The sequence below is a fragment of the Stagnihabitans sp. genome (genome assembly GCF_964946895.1).
On sequence record NZ_CBBQHX010000022.1, the window covers coordinates 24,804 to 48,477 of the forward strand.

Here is a 23,674-nt window from a genome sequence, read left to right on the forward strand (position 1 = left end):
ACCCAAATGGACCGCTTCCAGCTTTACATCGACGGCGCTTTTGAAGATGGCGCGGCCCAGTTCGAAAGCCTTGACCCCGCCACGGGCAACCCTTGGGCCCTGATGCCCGAGGCGCGCGAGGATGAGGTGAACCGCGCCGTCGAGGCCGCCCACCGCGCCTTCCGCTCCGGCCCCTGGCCCAGGCTGACCGCGACAGCCCGTGGCAAGCTGTTGATGAAGCTCGCTGATCTGGTGCTGGCCGCAGCCCCCCGTCTGGCGGCGCTGGAAACCCGCGACACCGGCAAGATCATCCGCGAAACCTCGGCCCAGATCGCCTATGTCGCGGATTACTACCGCTATTACGCAGGGTTGGCCGACAAGATCGAAGGCGCCCATCTGCCGATCGACAAGCCGGATATGGAGGTCTGGACCCGCCGAGAGCCGGTTGGTGTCGTCGCCGCCATCGTGCCGTGGAACAGCCAGCTTTTCCTGACGGCAGTGAAACTGGGGCCAGCGCTGGCGGCGGGCTGCACCGTGGTCCTGAAAGCCTCCGAAGACGGCCCGGCACCGCTGCTGGAATTTGCCCGGCTGATCCACGAAGCCGGGTTTCCGAAAGGCGTGGTCAACGTCATCACCGGCTTTGGCCCGAAATGCGGCCATATCCTGACCTGCCACCCGAAAGTCTCCCACATCGCCTTCACCGGCGGTCCCGGCACCGCCCGCGCCGTGGTGCGCAATTCGGCGGAAAACCTCGCTTCCACCTCGCTGGAACTCGGCGGCAAATCCCCCTTCATTGTCTTCGCCGACGCTGATTTGGAAAGTGCCGCCAACGCCCAGGTCTCGGGGATCTTCGCCGCCACCGGGCAAAGTTGTGTCGCAGGCTCCCGCCTTCTGATCCAGCGCAGCGTTAGGGACGCCTTCCTCGGCAAGCTGAAGGCGAAAGCCGAGGCCATCAAGATCGCAGCGCCCGACCTGATGACCACCGAAGTCGGCCCCCTCTGCACCCAGCGCCAACGCAGCCATATCGAGACCACCATCGCCGCCTCCCTCGCCGCTGGCGCCGCCCTGATCACCGGGGGCCAAACCCCAACTGGCCCCGGATTCTACTTCCCGCCCACCATCATCGACTGCAGCGATGCGCCTGAAGCCCCTGCCCTGTCACAGGAATTCTTCGGCCCCGTCCTGACCGTCGTAACCTTCGACACCGAGGATGAAGCCATCGACCTCGCCAACGACACCCGATACGGCCTCGCCTCCGGTGTCTTCACCGCCTCGCTCACCCGCGCCCACCGCATGATCCGGGCCATCCGCGCCGGGGTGGTCTGGGTCAACACCTATCGCGCCGTCTCGCCCATCGCGCCCTTCGGCGGCTCCGGCCTTTCGGGCCACGGCCGCGAGGGTGGACTGGCTGCCGCGCTCGACTACACCACCACCAAAACCGTCTGGCTCAGAACCTCCGACGATCCGATCCCCGACCCTTTCGTCATGCGCTGATCCCCCTTGCCATTGCTCCTTCGGAAATACTCCGGTGGGGCACGGGGAGGCAGGCCTCCCCGCCGTGGCTCAGGGCGACCGGGTCAGATAGTCGTGCAAGGCCTTCGCGCCACGGCGCGCCAAGGTGACCGCCTGCGCTGCAGATACCAACTTGAAGCGCACGGCATCCTTCGGCCGCAATTGCACAAATCCGTCCAGATCGTCCGACACCACCGTGGCGATCTTGGGATAGCCCCCCGTCGTGCCATGATCCGCCAACATCACCGTGGCCACGCCATCGCCCGCCACCTGAATCGAGCCGCGCAGGATCGGTTCTGACGGGATCTGCAAGGCACCGTCCGGGGTCAGCAAGGGGCCACGCAGCCGCCAACCCATCCGGTCATAGGCATCGGTCAGATGAAAGGGCATGGTGCCCAGATCCTGCAGGCACTCGGCGGAAAAGAAGCGGTCTTGCGGGCCGGAGACCGCATGCAGGACAGGTCGGGGTCGCGCCCATATCGGGCAAGGCACCGCGCCGTGCCGCAGGGGCGTCACGCGGGGATCGCGCACCTCGATGATCTGCCCCGATCCAAGCCTGCCGCCGCCAAGGCCCGAAGGGCCATGGGTTGCGGCACTGCCCAGCCAAAGCGGGGCCTGCACTGCCCCGGCAAACGCCAGATAGGTCCAGCTGCCCCAGGGACCCGGACGGATCACCAGCCGCTCACCCGCGCGCAGGGTCTGAACCTGCCAGGACCCGATCCGCTCCGCCCCCTTCTGCACAATGAACCCGCCGCCGACGACTGCAAAAGTCACGGCACCGTCCAAACACTCCAGCGTCAGCCCGCCCAACGAGACCTCGATCGCCACAGCCTCTGGTGCATTGCCCAGCACGGCTTGGGCGATGGCGAAAGCCTTGCGGTCCATCGGACCCGAAGCCGGCACGCCAAAGCGCATCATCCCGCTCCGCCCCCGGTCCTGAAAGGTGACATGGGGCCCGGCGAAGGCCACGCGCAGGCGGGTCACGTCATGGCCTCAAGCTCTGCGGCCGAGATCCGGCGGAAACGGACATGGTCACCCACGTCAAACAGGAACGGCCGGGCCACTTGTCCCGTCAGCACGCGGGTCGGCGTGCGGCCGATGATCCACCAGCCGGTGGGCATGGTCAACGTCGTGATCAGACATTGCGCGCCGGCGATGATGACACTGCCTGCCGGCACGCCGCGCACCGGAGCGGTCTTGCGGTCCAGACGCAGCGGCGCAGGCAGGCCGCCCATATAGGCATATCCCGGCGCAAACCCGTACAGGAACACCCGGTAATCGCCCGCCAGATGGGCGGCGATCACCGCCTCGGTCGACAGCCCCGTTCGGCGCGCGACCTCGGCAAGGTCCGGCGCGGCCTCGTAGCAGACCAGTACCTCGCGCGTGGCGGGGGGAATTGCGGCGTGGGTCTGTCCGGCAAGGCTGCGCAAATGCGCCGCGACCTGACCGTGGTCGGTTACCACCGGATCAAAATCGACCAGCAGGTTGACAAAGGCCGGGATCGCCTCGCGAAAGCCGGGAAATGGCTGTGCGGCAAGGGCTTGGTCCAGCGCCAGAACCTGCGCATGGGCATCCTCGGTGATCGCTGTGCCAAACTCCACCAGCATGGCATGGTCGGCCACCGGACGATACAGCGCCACGGCTCAGGCCAGAAACGGCGCGAGCGTGATGCCCGCAGCCGTCAGCCGCGCACGGATCTCGCGTGCCATGCCCACCGCGTGTGGACTGTCGCCATGGATGCAGATCGACTGGGCATCAAGCTGGATCGGATCGCCATCGACCACAGGCATCAGGCCGGTGTCCAGAAAGGCCAGCAACCGGTCGGCCGCTGCCTTGGCATCGGGGATCATGGCATCGGCACGGCTGCGCGGCACCAGACGCCCGGTTGACAGATAGCCCCGGTCGGCAAAAATTTCCGAATAGACCGGCTGCCCCGCCGCACGGGCCGCGTGCTCCAGTTCGGTCCCCGAAATCGCCAGCAGCGCCAGATCGGGCGACAGCGCGCGGACCGCCGCCACAATGGCATCCGCCGCCGCGCGGGTATCGGCGGCATAGTTGGCCAATGCGCCATGCGCCTTGACATAGGCCACGCGGGCCCCGGCCAAAGCCGCAACACCCATCAGGCTCCCGATCTGCGCCGCCGTCATCCGTGTGATCTCAGCCGGGGTCATCGGGATGATGCGGCGGCCAAAGCCCTCGCGATCATTGTAGCCGGGGTGGGCGCCGATGGTCACGCCCTTGTCTGCAGCAAGCCGCAGGGTGGCGAACATGGTTTCGGGGTCGGAAGCATGCCCCCCGCAAGCGATATTGGCCGAGGTGACCAGCCCCAGCATGGCTGCGTCGTCCCCCATCGACCAGGGACCAAATCCCTCGCCCAGATCAGAATTGAGGTCGATGATGCGCATGGGTCCCTCCGGTCGGGTCATGCAACATTGTCACGCGCCGGGATGCAAGGCCCACGATTTTCCTGCGAAATATCTTTCGGCGGATTTTCGACAAAACGTCGATTCTCCGGAGTTTCGCGGAAAATCCGGAACCTCAGCGCTCTTTCTCGCGCAGCCAGTCGCCGATGATCTGGCGGTGCCGTGCCCCGTCATAGCTGGCGAAATGCCCGCCATGCACCACCCGCACCGGCAGATCGTAAAGCCGAACCATCGAAGCGTGGTAGTCTGTGGCGTTGGAATGGTAGGTTTCTTCGATCAGAGGCCCGTCGTAGACGATGTCGCCGGAAAACAGCACACCGGTCGCGGCCTCCCACAGGGCGATGCCGCCCGGCGAATGGCCGGGCGTGTGGATCACCTCGAAATGCCGGTCGCCAAGGTCGATGACGTCGCGGTCATGCAGGATGCGCGTCGCAGGGGCGGATTTCACCAAATAAGCCGTTGAAAGATAAGGCTGCGGCGGCAGGGAGGTGAATATGTCATCCGTCACATAGGGATCGGCCAGCGTGTTGGCCCGCGTCGGATTGGCCAGTAAGTCCGCCTCGGCGGCGTGGCAAAGTCGGCAGGGGAATTCGTGGTGGCAGCCGATATGGTCGAAGTGGGTATGGCTGGCCACGGCCTGCAAGGGTCGCTCGGTCACGATCGGCACCGAGTCACGCAAACTCACCACACCCATGCCGCTGTCGACCAGCATGTCGCCGTCCCGGCCGCGGATGTGCCAGACGTTGCAGCGGTAGAATTCGTGGATATGCGGCTCGTCGATCCAGGTCACGCCATCCGACAGGGTCCGGATGCGCCACCAATCTTGCGGGGACGACCGGTCCATCACGCCTCCAGCATAACGTGATCGGTGGCGAAAAGTGTCAGCACCTCGCCCGGCGCCGTGGCGGCGGTTTGCGGCAGATGCACGGTCAGGGTCATCTCTGGCGCGGCCAAGGGTGCGACATGGGCGCGAACATAGGTGCCAAAGAACCCCGCATCCAGAACCTTGCAGGGCCCCAGGGGCATCGAACCTGTCATCCCGATCGACTCCGGCCGGATCAGCAGGGTGCCAGTTCCTTGCACCAGCACGCCAAGCGGGGTTTGCCCGTTGGTCACCGGGATCTGATTGATTTCCCCCATGAACGCGGCCGAGAACAGGCTTTTCGGGCGCAGATAAACCTCACGCGGCGGGCCGATGTCGGCAATCTTGCCGGCACTCATCACCACGATCCGGTCGGCGATGGCCATCGCTTCCTCCTGATCATGGGTCACGTGGACGAAGGTCGTACCGACCCGGCGCTGGATCGCCTTCAGCTCGTCCTGCATGGCGCGGCGCAGCTTGAGGTCCAGCGCACCAAGCGGTTCGTCCAGCAGCAGAACATCCGGGCTGACCGCCAAAGCCCGCGCCAGGGCCACGCGCTGGCGCTGGCCTCCGGAAAGCTCATGCGGGCGGCGGTCAGCCTTGCCGGGAAGCCCGACCAGCGCCAGCATCTCCTCGGCCTTGGTCCGCCGCTCGGACTTTGCCATCCCCCGCATCCGCAAACCAAAGCCCACATTGTCGGCCAGCGTCATGTGCGGAAACAGCGCGTAATCCTGAAACACCGTTGTCGTCGGGCGGCTGGAGGGGCCGACCCCCGCCATGTCCTTGCCACCGATCAGCACCTTGCCTGACACCGGCTCGGTGAAGCCGCCGATCAGGTTCAACAGTGTGGTCTTGCCGCAACCCGACGGCCCCAGCAGCACGACGAACTCTCCGGCCGCGATTTCAAGGCTGACATGGTCCAGCGCCAGCGCCGCGCCATAGGTTTGCGTCACCGACTGGATTGAGACATTGGCGGTCATTTCGGCCTCCGGAACAGAAAGATCTCCATCAGGAACACGCCCGAAATCGAGACAAGGAAGACCAGCGACCCCACCGCATTGGTGGCGGGCGACAGGCCAGAGCGCAGCATGGACCAGATTTCCACCGGCAAAGTGACGTCAAAGCGGGTCAGCAGGAAGGCGATGATGAACTCGTCCCACGAAAAGGTGACGGACAGGAAGAAAGCCGCCGCCAACGCCGGGGCCAGCATCGGGGCAGAGATGTGCCACAGCACCTGCGCCTCGTTCGCCCCAAGATCACGCGCCGCCCGTTCGGCATTCTTCTGATGGTCCCCCATCGCGGCATAAGCGATGGCAAAGCACAGCGGCAGGTTGATCACCACATGGCCAATCCCCGCCGTCCATAGCGACAGCGGCACTCCGCTTTGATTGAAAACCGTCAGCAAGCCCAAGGCGATGATCAGATAGCTGACCGTCATCGGAGCAATCAACAGCCCGCGCATCAGAACCGACCCCGGCAGCCGCACCCGCGCCAAGGCATGGGCCGCCAGAAACCCCATCACCAGCGCCAGCGCGGACGAGATGCCCGCCACCACTGCGGAATGCCACAAGGCCGTCATCAACCCGGAATCGCCAAGGATCTTGTCATACCATTGCAGCGAAAAGCCCTGAAAGGGTGGCACAGGCAGGCGGCCGTCCTGAAAGGAAAAGACCACCAGCACCACCACCGGCAGGAAGACAAAGGCATAGGACAGCGCCAGATAGACCCACGACAGAAGCTTCATAGCCGATCCAGTCTCAGCCATCGGCTGCAGGCCGCATAGGCCAGCGTCACCACCCCCATCAGCACCACTGACAGGGCCGAGGCCATTGGGAAGTTACCGCTGCGGCCCATTTGCAGCATGATCAGTTGCGGCAGGGTCAGCTCGGTGTTGCCGCCCAGGATTTGCGGCGTGATGTAATCGCCGATGCACAGAACGAAGGTGACGAAAGCCCCTGTGATCACGCCCGGCAGGGTCAGCGGCAGGATGACATGAACAAAGGTCGCCCAGCGACTGGCACCAAGGTCTTGTGCGGCACGGGCATAGTTGGGCGAAAGCTGGATCAGGTTGGCATAGATCGTCAGCGTCAGCAGCATGACGAAGAAATGCACGAAGCCGATGACTGTCGCGGTCCGGGTCGAGGCGAGTGCGAGGGGCTCGGAAATCACGCCTATCCCCTCCAGCGCGCGGTTGATCACGCCGTTCTTGCCCAGCACCAAAAGCCACGAATAGGATCGCACGACATAAGATGTCCAGAAGGGCAGCACCGCCATCAACAGTGCAAGCCGTTGAAATCGCGCAGGAACCTGCCAAGCGATGATGGCAGCCAAAGGCCAGGCCAGCACGACCGAAATCACCGTGACCGTCAGGGTGATTTCCACCGAGTTGATCAGGGCCTTGAACTGGCTCCAATCCGTAAAGGCGCGGATGTAGTTGCCCGGGTCAAAGCCCTGCACGATCGCCCTGCCCTCCATATGGGCGAAGGACAGTGCCAGCATCACGAGGAAGGGCACGACGAAGAAAGCGATGGTCCATAGCAAAGCCGGGGCCAGAAGGCCCCAGCCGAGTTTGCGTTCTGCGGTCTGGATGCTCACTGGTTCAGCATCGCGGTCCACATGTCCTGCATCGCCTGATCGGTCTTGGCGTCCGGAATCGGATACAGTTGCGAACGGGCGATGTAGTCGGGCTGTTGATCCCAACGCAGAACGGCCTTGGCTTCGGGCGACAGCAGATCACCCGCCTTCTTGTTCGCCGGCATCCCCCAATAACACGAGGATTGCGCCAGCGCGGCCTGACCTTCGGGCGAGACGATGTATTGGATGAACTCCAGCGCCAGATCGGCCTTCTTGGTGCCCGCGACTTCGGCAATCGACTGCGACCAGCGCAGACCGCCCTGCTTGGGGATCGTCCAGTCAAGGTTCGGGTTGTCCTTGGCCAGAACCGCCGTCAACCACTCCCCCCCGCCGACCACGATATCGACATCGCCCGTCGCCAAGGCAGTTTGCGACGAGGTGACATCGGACACCTGCTTGGCCGATTTGCGCAATGCAGTCAAAGAGGCCTGCAGCTTGGGCAGGGTATCGGCGTTGAGGTCGGCGGTCTTGATGCCTTGCCCCAAGGCCAGAAGTCCCATCACCGGCAAGTAATAGTCATAGATGCCGATCTTGCCGTCATACTTGCCCGAGGTCAGGGCGGCCATGTCCTCCATGTCCTTGGGATCGACCTTGGTCTTGTCGTAAGATATTGTATTGTAACCGAACTTCTCGGTCACGGCATAGGTCTTGCCATCCACCGTATTGTTGCCCGCCATCACCAGTTCCGGAAAGAAGTCGGCTGTGGGCAGCTTGTCGGCGGGCAGTTCGGCCAGTTTCTTGGCCTCCACCGCGCGGTGGACGTCGACCGAGTCGATCACCATCACGTCCCAGTCGCCGGGTTGGCTTTGGTCAAGGATCGCAAGGCCGGCCGCGGTGCCCTCGAATTCCTTGAGGTTGACCTTGACGTTATACTTCTTCTCGAACGGCGCAATCAGTGCGGGGTCGGTGTGGTCGCACCAGACCAGCGCATTCAGGGTGTCTTCCGCAAAAGCAGGTGTCGCAAGCAGCAAGGCGAGGGCGGTGAGGGATTTCCGGGGCATGGGTCTCTCCTGTGGGGGGCCTCTGACGGGCTTCATAAAAATATTGAGTTCGCTCAAATTTAAAGTCAATGTCAAAATTGTCCAAACCTGAGAACCCCAGATGACCGGACTGCGCGCCCGCCAGAAACGCCTAAGACATGAGCGCATTCTTGATGCGGCTTTGCTGCTGTTCCGCGAGGCGGGTTATGACGCGGTGCGCACCGAAGACATCGCGGCGGCGGCGGAGGTTTCGGTCGGCACACTCTACAACTACTTCGAAAACAAGGGAGATTTGCTGCTGGCCCTTGTGACGCTGGAGGTGGAAGAGGTGCTGGAACAGGGGCAGGCCGTCGTCCTTGCCCCGCCCTTTGACATTGCGGTGGCGCTGAACCAATTGATCGGCGGCTACTATGACCATTCCAACACCTACCTGACCAAGGACCTGTGGCGCACGGCGATGGCGCTGACGATTCAGGCGGCGGAAACCCCGTTTTCTCAACGGTTTACCGCTTTGGATCACAGCCTGACCGATCAGGTCTGCGCCCTTGTCCGCGAGTTGCAGCGGCGCGGACTGGCGCGGGCGGATGTGGATGCGGGGGCTTTGGGTCAGGTGATCTTCAACACGCTGAACCAGATGTTCATCGAATTCGTCAAGGTCGAGGAGATGACGGTGGAGACGCTGAAGGCCGGGATGACGCGGCAGGTGGCGGCCTTGGCGCATTTGCTGGCCGCCCCGGCCAAGCCCTTGCGAACGCTGGATTAACCGGGGCGGCGTGACGGGTTTTGACGGTCTTTTTTCCGTCTTGCTTCTGTCTTCCTTGCGTCTCTACGCGCGGCAAGACCGCAAACCGTTAACCATTTGAGACGAATCGGGCCGCAGTGGTCGGGGGGGGTTGGTCGGGGGTGGTGGTCGGGGGGGGGGTGGTCGGGTCAGGCCCCGACCTGCGGGCGTTTCAGGCTGAGCGTCAGGCCAGCGGTCGGCTCGGGCCTTGCCGCGGAGGTGCCGATGGTCTGGCCGGTCACGGTGAAGCCGAGTTTGGTCAGCACGTGCTGCGAGGCGAGGTTGTCAGCCCAGACACCCGCCCCGATCTGGGCAAGGCCGGCGGCGAAGGCTTGGGCAAGGGCGGGGCGACAGGCCTCGGTCGCGTAGCCTTGGCCCCAGGCCGCGGGCGCCAGCATGTAGCCCAACTCGCCCTCGGCGACGCCGACGGTGCCGATCAGGACGCCGTCGCGGAAGATGCCCCAGATGAAGCCTTCGCCGGGAAAGGGTTGGGCGCGCAATTCGCTGAAGGCGGGGTCAGCGGGCCAGGGCCAGCGCGGGCCAAGTTGGCGGGTGACGGCAAAATCGGCGACGATGGCGTGCAGGGCCGCGGCATCGGTGGCTTGCAACGGGCGAAAGGTCAGGCGGGGGCTGTGGGCGACCCATGGCAGGGCGGCACAATAGGCCTGCGCCGTCAGGCACAGGTCGACATGCGGGCGCTGGCGGTTCAGCGGGCGGCACAGGTTCAGACGGCGGCCGGTTTCGGTGAATCCCAGCTTTTCAAGAACATGGGCCGAGGCGGCGTTGCCGTCGAAATAGCCCGACGTCACCGGGCCGCCACCGCCGGCGAAGTGCCACCCCAGGACGGCGCGGGCGGCTTCGGTCGCATAGCCCCTGCCCTGCGCCTGCGGCATGAGCCAATAGCCGAGGCTGGCCTTTTCAAGGCCGAGGATGCCGACAAAGCTCCGCGCGTCCGCGATGGCAAAGGTGCCTCCGGGTTGGGCGATCTGGCTTTGGAACGCATGAAAATCGGCGGAGGTGTAGGGGTAAGGCACCACCGAGAGCCAGCCGCTGACGCCAAGGTCATTCAGACCCGCCAGCACGGGGGCCTCATCCTCTGGCAGGACCGGGCGCAGGGACAGCCGCGCCGTCTGAAAGGCGGCGCGGGTCATGTCAGGCGAGCTTCTTGATGTAAGTCCATGTTGGCACACGCGCATTGCGGGCGACCGAGAAGCTTTCGGCATCCCCCAGATATTCAAAGCCAGCGTTGGTCAGGACGCGGGCCGAGCCGGGATTGTCCTGAAACACCTCGGCAAAGATCGTGCGGTTCTTCTGCGGGTTGGCCGCGACCAGCGCCCGCACGGCTTCGGACGCTATGCCGGTGTTCCAGAAGGCGGGGGCGACCCAATAGCCAATCTCGGACTGGCCGCGATTCCACTTGGATTCGTCCATGCGCTTGAGGCTGATCACCCCCAGCACCTCGGCCAGACCGGCGGCGGTGCCGTCGATGGCCCAGATATCCTCGGGCCCGCCAAGCTTCATGGCGCGCGCCACATACGCCTCGGACGCGCCGGGCGGCAGGGGATGGGGAATGGATTGCGTGCCTTCGGCCACACGCTTGTCACCGGCATAAAGCGAAAAGAGACCCGCATCCGAGCGGCGCACCGGGCGCAACAGAAAGCGGCCTGCGGTGATTTCCGCCACGGCGGGCAGTACGGACAAATCCGGCGACGCGATACTCATGGTCATGGCTTCCTCCTGAAAGCGCATGGGGCGCATATGGTGCCCATTGGAACGTCTCCTCTCATCTCCGAACCCGGAAATGAGCCGGGGGACCGGCTTTTCAGCCGACCCCCCGTTTACAAGCCATTTGTAAAGGTTCGGCTTACTCGGCAGCCTCCGCAACCGGGAGAACCGAAATAAAGGTGCGGCCCTTGAGGCCCTTCTTGAAGGTCACCTTGCCTTCCACGACCGCGAAGATCGTGTGGTCGGTGCCCATGCCAACGCCTTCACCCGGGAACCAGGTGGTGCCGCGCTGACGGCAGATGATGTTGCCCGGGATGGCCGCTTGGCCGCCGAACAGCTTCACGCCCAGACGACGCCCTGCGGAGTCGCGACCGTTGCGGGATGAGCCGCCTGCTTTCTTGTGTGCCATGTGGGATTACTCCTGTGCAGCAGCGTTGTGGGCAGCGCGGCGCGCATCGGCGGTGCCGGTTGCGGCAGCCACACCGGTGGCTTCGGCGCCCGAGGCCAGAACTTCGGTCACGCGGACCAGAGTCCACTGTTGACGGTGGCCCTTGGTGCGTTGCGACGAGTGCTTGCGGCGACGCTTGACGAAGTGGATCGTCTTTTCGCCCTTGATCTGGTCGATCACGTCGGCCTGAACCGCAGCACCGGCCACGGTGGGCGAGCCGATGGTCACGGTCTCGCCGCCAACCATCAGAATTTCATTGAACTGGATCTTGTCACCAGCAATGGCGGCCAGCTTTTCAACGCGCAGAACGTCACCCGCCTGCACTTTGTACTGCTTGCCACCGGTCTTGAGGACCGCGAACATCTGTCTTCCTTCTCTTTCTCCGCGTTCTTCGGCCCCTGTTGCTCCTTTCGGGTTTCAGGCGTTTCCGGGTTGCCCCGCCTTCGAACTGCGCGCCACTGGGGCGACATGACAAAAACCCCGCGCTGTCGGATGACAATTCGGGATGGCGCATATGCCCTGACCGGGGCGCGAGAGTCAAGCGCCGGATGCAGGGATATGCTTTGGAAATGAATCCCTTGCGCGATGCATTTTTCGTCTTGCCCTCGCCACGCCCTGCCGCTAAATCCCGCCACACTTACGACCCAAGGCACGGAGAGGTGGCGGAGTGGTCGATCGCGCCGGTCTCGAAAACCGGAGTGGGTGCAAGCCCACCGTGGGTTCGAATCCCACCCTCTCCGCCATAGGCCATTGATATGGCTTAACAATTCAGACATTGTTGCATGGGCGCTATTTATCGCGCTGTGGCGGCCCTGCAGCCATTTGCGGCAGAGCCCGCAGACCCTCGACAAGGTGCGCGGGGGCAGGCAGGGCGGGTGGCTCGGACATCCTGACCCAGCCCATCCCGGCCTGAAACCCTACGATCACGGCAGCGTTGCGCCGAGCACCCCTTGCAAGATCTGCGAGATGTTTTGTTTTACCTTTAAGAAACCGGCCGTGGCATGCGGCCAGATGGCCGAGTCCCAATCGCGCCGCCACTCGCACAGCGAGATACCTGCAGCGGACAGGGCGGGCATGGCCTGATCCAGCCCGTCTTTGAGGGGGCCGCGTGGAATGTAGGGCGTTGCAATCTGCGTGGCACCGGCCGCGGCGGCCCATTTGACCAAGGCGGCGGGGTCTGCCGCCTGAATGACACTGGCATGGCCGCCCACCCGCCTTGCCGTATCCGCCAAGGCATCCGCCTCAAACCGGATGACCCGATCAGACACGGGCAAAGGGGAGCGCAGGGCGCTGGACGCCAGCGTGGCTACGGCGCGAATATCCAAGGCGGCAAGGTCAAAATCCTCAACCCGGCAGTCTTCTTCTGTGATCAGCAGGGCGGTCGGGTGGCCGGGCTTTGGGGATGTGGTGGGCCGCAGCGGCAGCACGGGTGGCAGGCCTTCCGGCTCGGTGGCCTCAAGGCCTTGCGTCACCTGCGCCAGATCGCCGGGGCGCGGGGCAAAGCGTCCGGCGGTGAAGGTGGCGATGTTCTGGGCATCAGCCGGATAAGGTTTGCCGCGGGTGTGCAGACCTGCGACCCAACGCCAACCCAGCGTGTTGGAGGCGGCATCGCCGTCCAGCAGATGGCGGTAGAAGAAATCCGCCCCCAGCCGCCACGGCAGCCCCAGCGTGAAGATCCAGATCGAGGCGAACCACATTCTGGCGTGGTTATGCAGATAGCCGGTTTCCACGAGTTCCGTGGCCCAGGCATCCAAACAGTCCAGCCCGGTCTGGCCGGTCATGGCACGCTCGACGTCGCGGCGCAGGCGGCGGTCGCGATCCAGAGCCGCCAGATCAGCCGCAAGGCCCAGGCGATAGCTGTCCCAGACCTGCGGGCGGCGTTCCAGCCAGCCCTTGAAATAGCCGCGCCAGATCACCTCCTGGATGAATTTCTCTGCCGCTTCGGGCCCATGCGTGGCCAGCGCGGTAGCGACGATGTCTTTCTCCAGCACCAACCTGCGCCGGACATAGGGCGAGAGCATCGACACCGCCTTGTGCGCACCGGGGCCGTGATCGGTATTGCGGCCATTGGCATAGCGTGGCCCCATTCTGGGGGTGAAGGCGGCCATGATCCTTTCGCCTTCGGCGCGGGTGGCGATCCAGTGTGTCATCGGGTTGATCCCTTGCTGGGCGGCGCGCGTTGAGGCGCGCGGACGTGATTTCAAAGCGGTGCAGCGGCGTCGCGACAGTGCGCCTCGACCAGAGGGCGCAGGGCGACGCGCGCCTTCAACTTGGCTGCCATCAGATACATTCCGCCAATCTTGCGATGCAGAAACAGCGTGGCCGCCGGGGGCACATGGGCAAGGTCGCGGTCCGTGCCCAAGGCCAGGCCCATGTCACGCAAGCGCTCCAACAGGGTGCTTTGGCCGAAATCAAACGGGGTGTCCTGCCGCAGCGGGGTCATGGCGAGATCAAACATGGACTGGATCAGCACCTGATGATGCGCTGCGGTGGCTTGACCAAAATAGCCGATGCGCAGCATGGCCGCGCGCGTGGCGCCCGCCCCGCCCTCCAGCGCCGCCCGCGCGAGGGCGCGGAAATCGCTCGCCAAGGCGGGGGCGATGGGCTGCACCGCGCCAAAATCGAGCAGGACGATGCGGCCGGTCTTGGGATCATAGCGATAGTTCGCAAGGTTAGGGTCGGTCTGCATCATCCCGAACACAAAGAGTTCGCGCAGCACAAGGTCGATCAGGGCTGTCGCGACCCGGTCGCGCAGGGCCTGCGGGGCATCGACCAAAGTGTCCAGCGCGGCGCCTTGCACGAAGGTCATCGCCAGAACCTGCGAGGTGCACAGCGCCGGGTACAGTTCGGGCAAGACAAACATTTCTGACCCGCCCAGCAGGTGGCCAAACCGGGCCAGATGCTGGGCTTCGGCCAGATAGTCGGCCTCGGCATGCAACTGACGCTTCGCCTCGGCCAGCAGCGGGGCGATGTCCATTCCGCGCGGCAGAAGTCCGGGCAGCCGGAGCAGCGTCGCCATGTTGGTCACATCGCTGTCAATGCTGGCCCGGACGCCGGGATACTGCACCTTGATCGCAAGGTCTTTCCCGTCCCGGGTCAGCGCCCGGTGCACCTGCCCGATCGAGGCGGCGGCAAAAGGGCGCACGTCGAACCGCGCAAAGCGGCTGTACCAGCCCGGGCCCCATTCGGCGTTGAGCGTGGTTTGCAGCTGTTTGGGCGGCATGTGGCGGGCATCGTCCCGCATCCGGCCCAAGATGGCCGTCAACTCTTCCGGCAAGACCAGCCCGGTGTCCATCGACAGCATCTGCCCGAGTTTCAGGGCCGCCCCCCGCAGATGCGACAGCCCATCCGTCAGCCGCAGGGTGTTTGCAGGTGTCAAGAGCAGCTCGGCCAGATCCGGCCGCTTGCCGCTGGCCAGCGCCGCAAGCCCCCCTGCCGCCACACCGCCCACGATGCCGGATGCCATCCGGCCCAGCTTCAGCAAGCGTGTCGCGCGCCCGGTGGGGACGGCAACACCCCGGCTGCCGTCATCTTGTGAACCATCGCGCGGCAAGGTCACACATCCCCCGGCGCGGTCTTTTTGCGCAACCGGCGCAGATGCAGGCGATAGATCGACGGTGCCAGAACATGATCATAGATCCATGCGGCGATCTGACCGACCCCCGGCAAGCCAACGACCAAGGCCAGCCAGCGATACCGCGGCATCTGGGCCCACAGGACCTGAAACGCCGGAACTCCAGATGTCAGCTTGCCATCGTGCAGCACATAAAGGCGCTTTGCGGCCGTGTCCGCATCCAAGCCCCAATGGACCCGGGCCTCTGAATTCAGGTCGTCAAACCGGATCGGCAACCCCGCCTGTTCCGCATAGCGGGCGTAATGCCCAATCTCAAAGCTGCAGGCAGGACAGCTGGCGTTGTAGAGGACGGATGTATCGGGATGTTTTTTCATGCGGCTTACTTAGGCCTGCCCGACCTGAAGTCCACTCTGCCGCACCCAAAGACCTGCGGCAGATCTGGTGCCGTGCGGCGGCTTTGTGGCCATCCCGCCCGGGCGCCTTTGGCGGTGGGCAGGGCAGGCCCCCAGGCCGATGCGGCCAGATGGCGGCCCAAGGACCACCATCTGCCTGCGTCCTTGCATCGGTCAGAACCGTTGCTCAAACGTCAGATTGATTGACGAGGTCTGCTGTGCGCCAAGGCGGTCCGTCAGCAGATTCATCGGGAAACGGGTTAACCCATCATCAGATCGCGCCACGAATCCTGCCTCGGCACCGCCGCCGCAGGTTTCCCGGAAGACAGATGCCGCGATGAACTCGCAGACAAACCTTGGTGCAAGGGTGACCATCCTTTGGCTGTCTGCGCCCGACGCGCCGTCCAACGGGATGCGGATTTCGGGACGGAACATGGTCTTGGCGCGGGTGACTGTCCCAGCGTCAAGGCTCAACCCGTGGTCGACCAGACTACGGGCGCGGCCCGTCAAGCCCAGATCGCCCATCCAACTTTTCCCGTAGGTGAAGGACAGGTCAGGCCAGAATTCATATCCCGGCTGTTTTACGACACCGCCAACCGAAATCCCCGCCGCGGCAGAGCGCGTCATGTCATCGCTTTGCAGGTGAAGCACTGCATTGTCGATGTCCAGATTGTTGCGTCCCGCGCCAAATGTGACGAAGCCATCCAGATAGAATTGATCCGCGATTTCCTGAACGGCATATGCGCCGATATTCACCCCCACGCGGTCTTGTTTGCCACCCAACGCGCCGGCAATCGTTGAATATCCAAGTTCGCCGCCCGCAAACGACAGGGCTGCGCGCAGGCTGCGTGTGGCATCATCTGCCACGATCTGTCGAACCAGGGCTGGATCTTTCGCGAACTCGGACGCGGGCGTTGGGCCCGCTGGACTGACGGTCTCCGCAACGGTGTCAGCGACAAAGCTGTGGATCTTGTCATCGGTCACCACCAGCAAGACGATCAGCGTCACAGGCGCATCGTTGGCCCTGTGTTTGGGTGCGGTAAAGGTAGGCTGGTCCGCTGTTCTGTCCGCCAGCTTGACGATGGGACCATTCTTCGTCCGCTTGGGTCATCGACGGGGGCCGCGCGGGGCCGGCAGCGTGCCTTACGCGCTTAAGACCGGCTTGCGTTCACGCTGTCCAGACGGGACCAGGTGCCTTGGGTGCGGCGGTAAGGCCAGGCGGAGGGTTGCCGGGCGTAGGTGACGGCGTAAGAGCGGGGCTTGGGCATCGGCTGCGGATCGCCGCTGCACGCGCCATCGGCGGCCACGGTTTCCGTCACCCGCGCCCGCAGCGGCCAAGGCGGCGGGGCCTTGGTATCGGGCAGGACGGCCAGCCTCTGTTCCAGCCGCCAGTTGCACGCCAGAAGGTCCAGCATCGAGACCGTGTCGATGGGCTGCAGGTCTGGGCCCGCAAGCGCCACCAGTGTCTCTTGATGATAGAATTGGCCCGCGTCAGAATGGCTGTTGTCGATGATCAGAATGGCGTCCTTTGGCCCGGTGGACACCGTGGCCGGGTCGCCAAATCCGGTCAGCTGATCGGTGTCGACCTCGACGACGTCAAGCAGCGCGGGCGACGGGGCAAGGCCGAACAGGGCCAAGACGGTCACCTGACCCGGCGTGTCATCGCTGGGACCAAGGGCGGCCAGCAGGGCCAGACAGGCCTGCCCGCCCAGCGTGACCGGCACCGCCTGCACCAGGTTCACCGGGTCCGGATCATCGACCGTGGTCTGGCCATCCTCCAGCAGATGGCGCAGGGTCACGGGCCCCGGCAGAACCACCGCCTTGTCCTGCAAGTGCGCGCCGGGAAAGGCCAGCGCAAGGAAATCGGCGTAGCTCAGGCCCGCTGCCGCAGGCGTGTCAGGGGCGGCGACCACCACCGTCTGGGCCACGGCGTGGCCCGCCGTGACGCCCGCTGCCAGACCAAGACCCGCGCAAAGGACTGCCCGGGCGAAAGTGCCACAGGTCTGCATGATCGACCGGCCTCCCGTCTTTCTGGGCCAAGCCTAGCCTTGCGGCGGCCCCGGTCAACGGGGCAGCATCGGTCGGACCTGCGGCCCTTTGACCCGCGGGGCCCGTTTCAAACTCTCGTCCCATGCGCTTGTCTTTGGCGCTTGTCTTTGGCGCTCGTCTCAGGCGCCCGCGGCACCGGCACGATTGCCCAGCCGCTCGGACAGGTCTTTTCCGGCCAATCGCACCTCGCGCAGGACCAGGGTCTGCAGCGCCTCGGTCATCCGATGGCAGGGCGAGGCGACGGCCACGGCGCCGATGGCCATCGGCCCGGTGCGGCCGAAGACGGGAACGGCCACGCCAAAGACATCGTCGTCATAGGCCTTGTCAACGATGGCGTGGCCCGTGGCGCGTGTCAAAGCCACCGCAGCCGCCACCGCGGTCCGCGCGGTGGGGGTCTGATCGGTGAAGGCATCAAAGGGGCGCAGCATCACCGCAGCCCGCACCTCGGGCGAGGCGAAGGCCAGAAAGGCCAGACCGGCAGCGGTGGCGTGAAACGGCAGGGTTTCCGACACACGGATCGCAACGTGGTTGGGACGGCTGCTTTCCCGCACCGCCATCACAACCAGCGCTCCGCCGGAATACAGAGAGAAATGCGCCGTTTCTCCGGTGGCCGCCGCCAGCCGGTCCAGCAAGGGCTGCGCAACGGCGATGACCGGGAACGTCGCTTCGCGCACCCGCGCCAGCCGCAGCACGGCCGGACCAAGGCGATACAGCTTCGAGACGACATCCTGTTCCACCAGATCCGCCGCCCGCAGGGTCGACAGCAGGCGGTGGACCGTAGCCTTGTCATGGCCGGACAGGCGGGCGGCGTCCGACAGCCCGATCTCGGGCCGGGTTTCGGAAAACAGGTCCAACAGGGACAGGGCACGTTCGACCGCGACGGTCATGGAATCCGATCCTCTTTTTTGTCGCAAAAAGAAAAACGCCTCCGATTGACGGACTTCTTTTCGCGCCGCATCATGAGTGAACCACTGGTTTATACAGTGAACCATATTGTCGGGGAACATGAAATGACCAAATTGATCGGGCGGGCGGTTCTGCGGCGGGCGATCTTGCAGGGCGCAGTTTTGGGCGGGGTTGCGGCGGCCACGCTGATGGCCGGGGCGGTGGCGGGTTGGGCCGAGAATGTGAAGCTGCGCATTGCCTATCTGCAGGCGGATTCGATGCTTCCGGCACTTTACGCGCAGGATCAGGGCTATTTCGCCGCCGCAGGCATTGATGCCGAGTTCATTGCCGTGCAGGGCGGTCCGGCGGTTGTGGCGGCCATCGCTTCGGGGGATGCCGATGTGGGCTATGCCGCCCCGGTGCCGCCGATCAACGGGCGGATCGGCGGCCTGCCCATCAAGCTGTTCCTGCAACTGGGGCAAGAGGTTGACCCCGACAAGACATACTCCTGGATCGTCGCCTCGGCGGCGTCGGGGATCAAGGATCTGGCCGGCGTGAAGGGCAAGAAGATCGGGTTCAACGCCAACGGCGGGCTGTGTGAACTGATGTGGCGCGACCATCTGGCCGCCGTCGGGCTGAAGATCAGCGACGTGGTGCCGGTGGTCCTGCCCTTCCCCGATCAGGAAGCCGCCCTGGAGCAGGGCAGTCTGGACGCCACCTGCACGATCAACCCGTTCTCGGCCTCGATCTCCGCCAACGCCAAGATCGCCCCGGTGACCCTCGCGGCAGGCACGCTGCATGATCTGAAGACGCCGCTGATCAACGACGCGCTGTTCGCGACCGAGGATTGGCTGAAGGCCAACCCTGACACCGCCGTCAAGCTGGCGCAGGTGCTGGACGAATCCCGCAAGGAACTGCTGGGCGACCGCGCCGCGCTGGAGGCGGCCGCGGTCAAGTATTTTGAACTGACGCCAGACGCGGCCAAGTCCTTCAACTTGCCCATCGTCAATCAAAGCATGGCGATTTCGGCCGCCGACGTGCAACCCATCCTGGACGCGATGATTGCGACCGGCATGCAAACCGGCCCGTTGAACGGCGCCGATTTCGTGGCCGAAGTGAAGTATTGACCGATCCGGGCGGGCCGAACCGGCCCGCCCGCCCCCAGAGGATCCTTGATGACCGGCATCCTGACCGCCCGCGACGTTGGCAAGACCTATGGCAGCGGGACATCCCGGATGCCCATCCTCGACGGCCTGACCCTGTCGGTCGCGAAGGGAGAGTTCGTCTCGCTGGTTGGCCCCTCGGGCTGCGGCAAGACCACGTTGCTGATGTGCCTTGCGGGCCTGCTGGCCCCCACCTCGGGCACCGTGACCTTCAAGGATCAGCCTGTCACGACGCCGCCCCCTGGACTGTCTGTGGTGTTTCAAGACTATTCCCGCAGCCTGTTGCCGTGGAAGACCAACCTGGACAATGTACTGTTCGGCATGCGCCGCGTGGTGCTGGACAAGACGGCCAAGCGCGCCCGGGCCGTGGAGTTGCTGGAGGCGGTGGGGCTTTCGGGCTTTGCCGGGCATTACCCGTGGCAAGTCTCGGGCGGGATGCAACAGCGGGTGGCGATTGCGCGCGCGATTGCCGCGCAGTCGGACCTGCTGCTGCTGGATGAACCGCTTGCCGCCGTCGATGCCCAGACACGGGCGGACATGCAGGACCTGCTTTTGGACCTTGCCCGCCGGTTTCAGCAGACCTGCGTTCTGGTCACCCATGATGTCGATGAAGCGATCTATATGGCGGACCGCGTGCTGGTCCTTGGGCCAAGACCGACGCGGGTGGTGGCCGAGGTGGCGGTGGACCTGCCCAAGCCGCGCGACCAGCTGACCAGCCGCGAGGCGCCCGCCTTCCTGCGCGCCCGGCACGAGGTGCTGTCCCTGATCCGCGGCATGCGACAGGGGCAGGCGCTGTCATGACCGGCACGCTCTTGCGCCTGCGCGTGCCGATCTGTCTGGCCCTGGTGCTGGGCTGCTGGCAGGGGGTTTTCGCGCTTGGCCTGGTGCCCGAACGCTATTTCCCCGGCATCCCCGCCATCGCCGTGGCCTTCTGGCAGATGCTGGGCGACGGCACTCTCATCGCGGCCGAGGTCAAGACCTTTGGCCGCGCCCTGATCGGCCTTGTCGGTGCCACCCTGCTGGGCGTGACCCTTGCCATCCTGTCGGACCTGTCACCGGTGCTGGCCCGCGGAGTGCGCTATGTCTCGGACGTGGTGCAGCCGCTGCCCCCGGCGGCTTTCGTGCCGATGGCGGTCTTCATGCTGGGGCTGGGGGCCAAGCTTTACGCCTTCGTCATCATCCTTGTCACCGTCTGGCCGCCCTATCTGAACGGCGTGGCGGCCCTGGCCAGCGTGGGGCCGGTGCAACTCAACACCGGGCGGATGTTCGGGCTGACGCGGTGGGGCCTGCTGTGGCAGGTCAAGCTGCCTGCCGCCTGGCCCGAGATCTTCACCGGCATCCGCTATGCCGCCACCATCAGCCTGATCGCCGTCATCGTGGCCGAGATGCTGGCCGGACGCGATGGCATCGGCTTCATGGTCTTCAAAAAGGCCTTCGCCATCCGCACGCCAGAGGTGTTCGGCCTGATGCTGCTGGTTGGGGTCAATGGCGTGGTGCTGAACGGGCTGGTCAACCTGCTGCGCCGCGCCGTGACGGGCTGGCATATCCAGATGATGGGGCGGCGCGAATGACCGGCCCGCGTCGCACGGCCATCTTGGGCCTTCTGGTGCCGCTGGCCCTTGTGGCGCTGTGGCAGGCCGGGGCCCTGATGCAGAAGACCCCGCTGTTTCCCGGCCCGCTGAAGGTCGTGCTGGCCGTCTGGGCCAATTACCCGGAAATCCTGCACCAACTGGGCATCACGCTGGGGCGCGCCGCCTTGGGCTTTGCAGTGGCCATGGTCACCATGATCCCGCTGGGCATCCTCCTCGGCCGCCTGCGCCTGCTGGGTCAGCTGCTGGAGCCGGTCATGGACCTGCTGGCCACCCTGCCCCCGCCCGCCATCATCCCCCTTGTCATGCTGTTTGCCGGCACCGGAGACGGGGCCAAGGTCGTCATCATCGCCTATGCCGCCGCCGTGCCCCTGCTGATGAACACCTACGAGGCCTCGCATTCCCTCCACCCCATGCTCAACCGGGTGGCGCGGTCCCTGCACCTGACGCGGGCAGAGACGATGGCACTGATCGACCTGCCCGCCAGCCTGCCGATGATCGCCACCGGGGCGCGGCTGGCAATCGCGTCCAGCCTCTTGGTCTCGGTCACCTCGGAAATGCTGCTGTCCACCGATGGCATCGGGGTCTATCTTCAACGCTCGCAAGAGAATTTCCGGATCGACGCCGGTCTGGCCGGCATCGCCTTCATCTCGGCAGCGGGGGTTCTGGTGAATGCCGGGGTGTTCCGTTTGGAAAAGCGATGGTTGTTCTGGCACTACCGCGACCAGCGACCGACGGAGTAGACGATGGCCAAGAACGTGCTTTTCATCATGTGCGACCAGTTGCGGGCGGATTACCTGTCCTGTTACGGCCACCCGCATCTGCACACCCCCAACATCGACGCCCTCGCCGCGCGCGGGATGCGCTTCACCCAAGCCTACGTCCAGTCGACGATCTGTGGCCCCTCGCGCATGTGCACCTACACCGGGCGCTACATGCGCAGCCACGGCTCCACCCAGAACGGCGTGCCCCTGAAGGTGGGCGAGATGACGCTGGGCGATCATTTGCGGCCGCTGGGCGTGCAGACCGTGCTGGTCGGCAAGACCCACATGGTCGCCGATGACGCGGGGATGGCGCGGCTGGGCATCGACCCCACCTCGGTCATCGGCGTGCATGTCAGCCAATGCGGCTTTGATCCTTACGAACGCGACGACGGCCTGCACCCCGATGGCGGCTATTCCCCCGATCCGGCCTATGACACCTATCTGCGCCAACAGGGCTTCGATGCGCCAAACCCGTGGGAGCATTGGGCCAACTCGGGTCAGGCGCCCGATGGCAGCTTGCAGAACGGCTGGCTTCTGACCCATGCCGACAAGCCGGCCCGCGTGGCCGAAGAGCATTCCGAAACCCCCTACATGACCCGCCGTGCCATGGAATTCATGGCGCAGGCCAAGGCCGAGGGCCGCCCCTGGTGCCTGCATCTGTCCTACATCAAGCCGCATTGGCCCTATATCGTGCCCGCACCCTACCATGACATGTATTCCGCCGCCCATGTCCTGCCCGCCGTCCGCACCCCAGCCGAACGCCTGTCGCCCCACCCCCTGCTCGCCGCGTTTCAGGAGGAGCGTTATTCGCAGGCCTTTTCCCGCCCCGGTGCCCGCGAAAAGGTGATCCCGGCTTACATGGGCCTGATCAAGCAGATCGACGACCAATTGGGCCACCTCTTCGCCTTCATGGACGCGCAGGGGCTGACGGACGAGACGATGGTGGTCTTCACCTCGGATCACGGCGATTATCTGGGCGACCATTGGCTGGGCGAGAAATACCTGTTCCACGACGCCTCGGTCCGGGTGCCGCTGATCATCGCCGACCCGGGTGCCGAGGCAGATGGCGTCCGAGGCACCACCTCGGACGCCCTTGTCGAACTGATCGACCTTGCCCCGACCTTTGTCGAAACCTTTGGCGGTGCGCCCCAGCCGCATATTCTGGAGGGCCGCTCGTTGCTGCCCCTGTTGCACGGGCAATCGGGGCCGTGGCGCGGGCAGGTGATCAGCGAATACGATTACGCCTTCGATCTGGCGCGGATCAAGCTGGCGGTGCCAGTGCCCGATGCGCGGCTTTACATGGTCTTCGATGGCCGCTTCAAATACATCCACGCCGATGGCTTTGCGCCGATGCTCTATGACCGCGCCACCGATCCCCATGAATTCACCGACCTTGGCACCGACCCCGCCCATGCCGAAACCCGCGCCCGCCTGTATGAGGCCCTGGCGCGGTGGAGCCGCACGACCCGCACCCAAACCACAGTCCCCGACGCCGCCATCACCGGGGCGGACACGGCGGCGCTGGCCTATGACCTCAACCTCAATGCCGGCATTCTGATCGGCTATTGGGACGAGGCGGATCTTGCGGCAGAGCAGGCCAAGCGGGCGGCCTTCCTTGCGTCATGACGCCCCCGCCGGGCGCAGCGCATCAGAGCCCCCCACGCGGACCGCCGCAGCGCTTGACCCGGCTCTGCCCCCGGGCCAAACCCGCCCTGTCAGGACAGCGCCAGCGCCACTGCCGGTTCCTCGGGCAGGGTTGGCTCCGGCAGATCGCCGGGCGGCTGGGTCGGCGGGTCTTCTTCCGGTCCGCTGGTCGGGGCGTCCAGCCGGTTTGACCCGACCCGCCGCGCCATCGCATTCCATTTCAACTCGATCTGATCCCACGTCATGGCATGTCCTTTTGGCAGTTGAGAC

At 64.9% G+C, this 23,674-nt stretch carries 26 protein-coding genes and 1 tRNA gene; 8 read left to right on the plus strand and 19 right to left on the minus strand.

From position 1 onward, the window contains the following. The first annotated feature begins 6 nt into the window (after positions 1 to 6). Entirely contained in the window at positions 7 to 1,473 is a 1,467-nt protein-coding gene (locus AC1Y2B_RS14535) for an aldehyde dehydrogenase (protein ID WP_482253827.1), read from the plus strand. A 69-nt stretch (positions 1,474 to 1,542) separates the two neighbouring features. On the opposite strand, the gene AC1Y2B_RS14540 is transcribed toward AC1Y2B_RS14535, so the two are convergent. The 8 genes from AC1Y2B_RS14540 to AC1Y2B_RS14575 form a co-directional block, all read right to left on the minus strand. After that, positions 1,543 to 2,475 (minus strand): 5-oxoprolinase subunit C family protein, encoded by a 933-nt coding sequence (locus AC1Y2B_RS14540; RefSeq protein ID WP_482253828.1) that lies wholly within the window; start codon positions 2,473 to 2,475, stop codon positions 1,543 to 1,545. Then, on the minus strand, positions 2,472 to 3,131 hold the full coding sequence (locus AC1Y2B_RS14545; protein ID WP_482253829.1) for a 5-oxoprolinase subunit B family protein: 660 nt from the start codon (positions 3,129 to 3,131) through the stop codon (positions 2,472 to 2,474). The genes AC1Y2B_RS14540 and AC1Y2B_RS14545 overlap by 4 nt, the downstream gene beginning before the upstream one ends. 3 nt (positions 3,132 to 3,134) lie before the next feature. After that, positions 3,135 to 3,896 carry a LamB/YcsF family protein gene (locus AC1Y2B_RS14550; RefSeq protein ID WP_482253830.1) on the minus strand — a complete coding sequence of 254 codons (762 nt, stop codon included), beginning with the start codon at positions 3,894 to 3,896 and terminating at the stop codon, positions 3,135 to 3,137. Positions 3,897 to 4,029: 133 nt separating this feature from the next. Further along, positions 4,030 to 4,758 (minus strand): MBL fold metallo-hydrolase, encoded by a 729-nt coding sequence (locus AC1Y2B_RS14555; RefSeq protein ID WP_482253831.1) that lies wholly within the window; start codon positions 4,756 to 4,758, stop codon positions 4,030 to 4,032. Continuing rightward, positions 4,758 to 5,756: an ABC transporter ATP-binding protein gene (locus tag AC1Y2B_RS14560; RefSeq protein ID WP_482253832.1), complete on the minus strand. Its 999-nt coding sequence runs from the start codon at positions 5,754 to 5,756 to the stop codon at positions 4,758 to 4,760. The genes AC1Y2B_RS14555 and AC1Y2B_RS14560 overlap by 1 nt, the downstream gene beginning before the upstream one ends. Further along, positions 5,753 to 6,520 carry an ABC transporter permease gene (locus AC1Y2B_RS14565; RefSeq protein WP_482253833.1) on the minus strand — a complete coding sequence of 256 codons (768 nt, stop codon included), beginning with the start codon at positions 6,518 to 6,520 and terminating at the stop codon, positions 5,753 to 5,755. Before AC1Y2B_RS14565 ends, AC1Y2B_RS14560 begins: the two co-directional genes overlap by 4 nt. Next, positions 6,517 to 7,371 (minus strand): ABC transporter permease, encoded by an 855-nt coding sequence (locus tag AC1Y2B_RS14570; protein WP_482253834.1) that lies wholly within the window; start codon positions 7,369 to 7,371, stop codon positions 6,517 to 6,519. The genes AC1Y2B_RS14565 and AC1Y2B_RS14570 overlap by 4 nt, the downstream gene beginning before the upstream one ends. Then, positions 7,368 to 8,411 carry a polyamine ABC transporter substrate-binding protein gene (locus tag AC1Y2B_RS14575; RefSeq protein WP_482253835.1) on the minus strand — a complete coding sequence of 348 codons (1,044 nt, stop codon included), beginning with the start codon at positions 8,409 to 8,411 and terminating at the stop codon, positions 7,368 to 7,370. Before AC1Y2B_RS14575 ends, AC1Y2B_RS14570 begins: the two co-directional genes overlap by 4 nt. A gap of 100 nt (positions 8,412 to 8,511) precedes the next feature. On the opposite strand from AC1Y2B_RS14575, the gene AC1Y2B_RS14580 reads away from it, so the two are divergent. After that, positions 8,512 to 9,153: a TetR/AcrR family transcriptional regulator gene (locus tag AC1Y2B_RS14580; protein WP_482253836.1), complete on the plus strand. Its 642-nt coding sequence runs from the start codon at positions 8,512 to 8,514 to the stop codon at positions 9,151 to 9,153. A gap of 167 nt (positions 9,154 to 9,320) precedes the next feature. On the opposite strand, the gene AC1Y2B_RS14585 is transcribed toward AC1Y2B_RS14580, so the two are convergent. The 4 genes from AC1Y2B_RS14585 to rplU all read right to left on the minus strand — a co-directional run bounded on the left by AC1Y2B_RS14585 (position 9,321) and on the right by rplU (position 11,707). Further along, positions 9,321 to 10,322 (minus strand): GNAT family N-acetyltransferase, encoded by a 1,002-nt coding sequence (locus AC1Y2B_RS14585; protein ID WP_482253837.1) that lies wholly within the window; start codon positions 10,320 to 10,322, stop codon positions 9,321 to 9,323. Position 10,323: 1 nt separating this feature from the next. Beyond that, the gene (locus tag AC1Y2B_RS14590; protein WP_482253838.1) at positions 10,324 to 10,899 is read right to left on the minus strand and encodes a GNAT family N-acetyltransferase; all 576 of its coding nucleotides are present in this window, start codon (positions 10,897 to 10,899) and stop codon (positions 10,324 to 10,326) included. A 136-nt stretch (positions 10,900 to 11,035) separates the two neighbouring features. Then, positions 11,036 to 11,305 (minus strand): 50S ribosomal protein L27, encoded by a 270-nt coding sequence (rpmA, locus tag AC1Y2B_RS14595; protein ID WP_482253839.1) that lies wholly within the window; start codon positions 11,303 to 11,305, stop codon positions 11,036 to 11,038. Between the two features lie 6 nt (positions 11,306 to 11,311). Continuing rightward, the gene (rplU, locus tag AC1Y2B_RS14600; protein WP_482253840.1) at positions 11,312 to 11,707 is read right to left on the minus strand and encodes a 50S ribosomal protein L21; all 396 of its coding nucleotides are present in this window, start codon (positions 11,705 to 11,707) and stop codon (positions 11,312 to 11,314) included. A 290-nt stretch (positions 11,708 to 11,997) separates the two neighbouring features. On the opposite strand from rplU, the gene AC1Y2B_RS14605 reads away from it, so the two are divergent. Further along, a tRNA-Ser gene (locus AC1Y2B_RS14605) sits at positions 11,998 to 12,087 on the plus strand. 180 nt (positions 12,088 to 12,267) lie between these two features. Here AC1Y2B_RS14605 and AC1Y2B_RS14610 read toward each other — a convergent pair. From AC1Y2B_RS14610 to AC1Y2B_RS14635, 6 genes are all read right to left on the minus strand, one after another. Beyond that, positions 12,268 to 13,494, minus strand: a complete 1,227-nt coding sequence (locus tag AC1Y2B_RS14610; protein ID WP_482253841.1) for an FAD-binding domain-containing protein — start codon at positions 13,492 to 13,494, stop codon at positions 12,268 to 12,270. A 50-nt stretch (positions 13,495 to 13,544) separates the two neighbouring features. Beyond that, positions 13,545 to 14,810: an ABC1 kinase family protein gene (locus tag AC1Y2B_RS14615; protein ID WP_482253878.1), complete on the minus strand. Its 1,266-nt coding sequence runs from the start codon at positions 14,808 to 14,810 to the stop codon at positions 13,545 to 13,547. Between the two features lie 89 nt (positions 14,811 to 14,899). After that, a complete protein-coding gene (locus AC1Y2B_RS14620) occupies positions 14,900 to 15,292 on the minus strand; it encodes a thiol-disulfide oxidoreductase DCC family protein (protein ID WP_482253842.1) in 393 nt (130 codons plus the stop codon). A gap of 192 nt (positions 15,293 to 15,484) precedes the next feature. Beyond that, positions 15,485 to 16,318 (minus strand): hypothetical protein, encoded by an 834-nt coding sequence (locus AC1Y2B_RS14625; protein WP_482253843.1) that lies wholly within the window; start codon positions 16,316 to 16,318, stop codon positions 15,485 to 15,487. Positions 16,319 to 16,461: 143 nt separating this feature from the next. Further along, positions 16,462 to 17,319, minus strand: a complete 858-nt coding sequence (locus AC1Y2B_RS14630; protein WP_482253844.1) for a hypothetical protein — start codon at positions 17,317 to 17,319, stop codon at positions 16,462 to 16,464. Positions 17,320 to 17,478: 159 nt separating this feature from the next. Beyond that, positions 17,479 to 18,246, minus strand: a complete 768-nt coding sequence (locus AC1Y2B_RS14635) for an IclR family transcriptional regulator (RefSeq protein WP_482253845.1) — start codon at positions 18,244 to 18,246, stop codon at positions 17,479 to 17,481. Between the two features lie 123 nt (positions 18,247 to 18,369). Here AC1Y2B_RS14635 and AC1Y2B_RS14640 point away from each other — a divergent pair, with 123 nt between their 5' ends. The 5 genes from AC1Y2B_RS14640 to AC1Y2B_RS14660 are packed head-to-tail and all read left to right on the plus strand — an operon-like array spanning position 18,370 to position 23,386. Continuing rightward, the gene (locus tag AC1Y2B_RS14640; protein WP_482253846.1) at positions 18,370 to 19,371 is read left to right on the plus strand and encodes an ABC transporter substrate-binding protein; all 1,002 of its coding nucleotides are present in this window, start codon (positions 18,370 to 18,372) and stop codon (positions 19,369 to 19,371) included. 48 nt (positions 19,372 to 19,419) lie between these two features. Beyond that, complete coding sequence (locus tag AC1Y2B_RS14645) at positions 19,420 to 20,208, plus strand: ABC transporter ATP-binding protein (protein WP_482253847.1); 789 nt, start codon at positions 19,420 to 19,422, stop codon at positions 20,206 to 20,208. Continuing rightward, positions 20,205 to 20,978 carry an ABC transporter permease gene (locus AC1Y2B_RS14650; protein ID WP_482253848.1) on the plus strand — a complete coding sequence of 258 codons (774 nt, stop codon included), beginning with the start codon at positions 20,205 to 20,207 and terminating at the stop codon, positions 20,976 to 20,978. Before AC1Y2B_RS14645 ends, AC1Y2B_RS14650 begins: the two co-directional genes overlap by 4 nt. Beyond that, complete coding sequence (locus tag AC1Y2B_RS14655; protein WP_482253849.1) at positions 20,975 to 21,739, plus strand: ABC transporter permease; 765 nt, start codon at positions 20,975 to 20,977, stop codon at positions 21,737 to 21,739. Before AC1Y2B_RS14650 ends, AC1Y2B_RS14655 begins: the two co-directional genes overlap by 4 nt. Positions 21,740 to 21,742: 3 nt before the next feature. Continuing rightward, positions 21,743 to 23,386, plus strand: a complete 1,644-nt coding sequence (locus tag AC1Y2B_RS14660) for an alkaline phosphatase family protein (RefSeq protein WP_482253850.1) — start codon at positions 21,743 to 21,745, stop codon at positions 23,384 to 23,386. Between the two features lie 89 nt (positions 23,387 to 23,475). Here the strand turns inward: AC1Y2B_RS14660 and AC1Y2B_RS14665 are convergent, their stop codons facing one another. Next, the gene (locus AC1Y2B_RS14665) at positions 23,476 to 23,649 is read right to left on the minus strand and encodes a hypothetical protein (RefSeq protein ID WP_482253851.1); all 174 of its coding nucleotides are present in this window, start codon (positions 23,647 to 23,649) and stop codon (positions 23,476 to 23,478) included. Positions 23,650 to 23,674 lie beyond the last annotated feature (25 nt).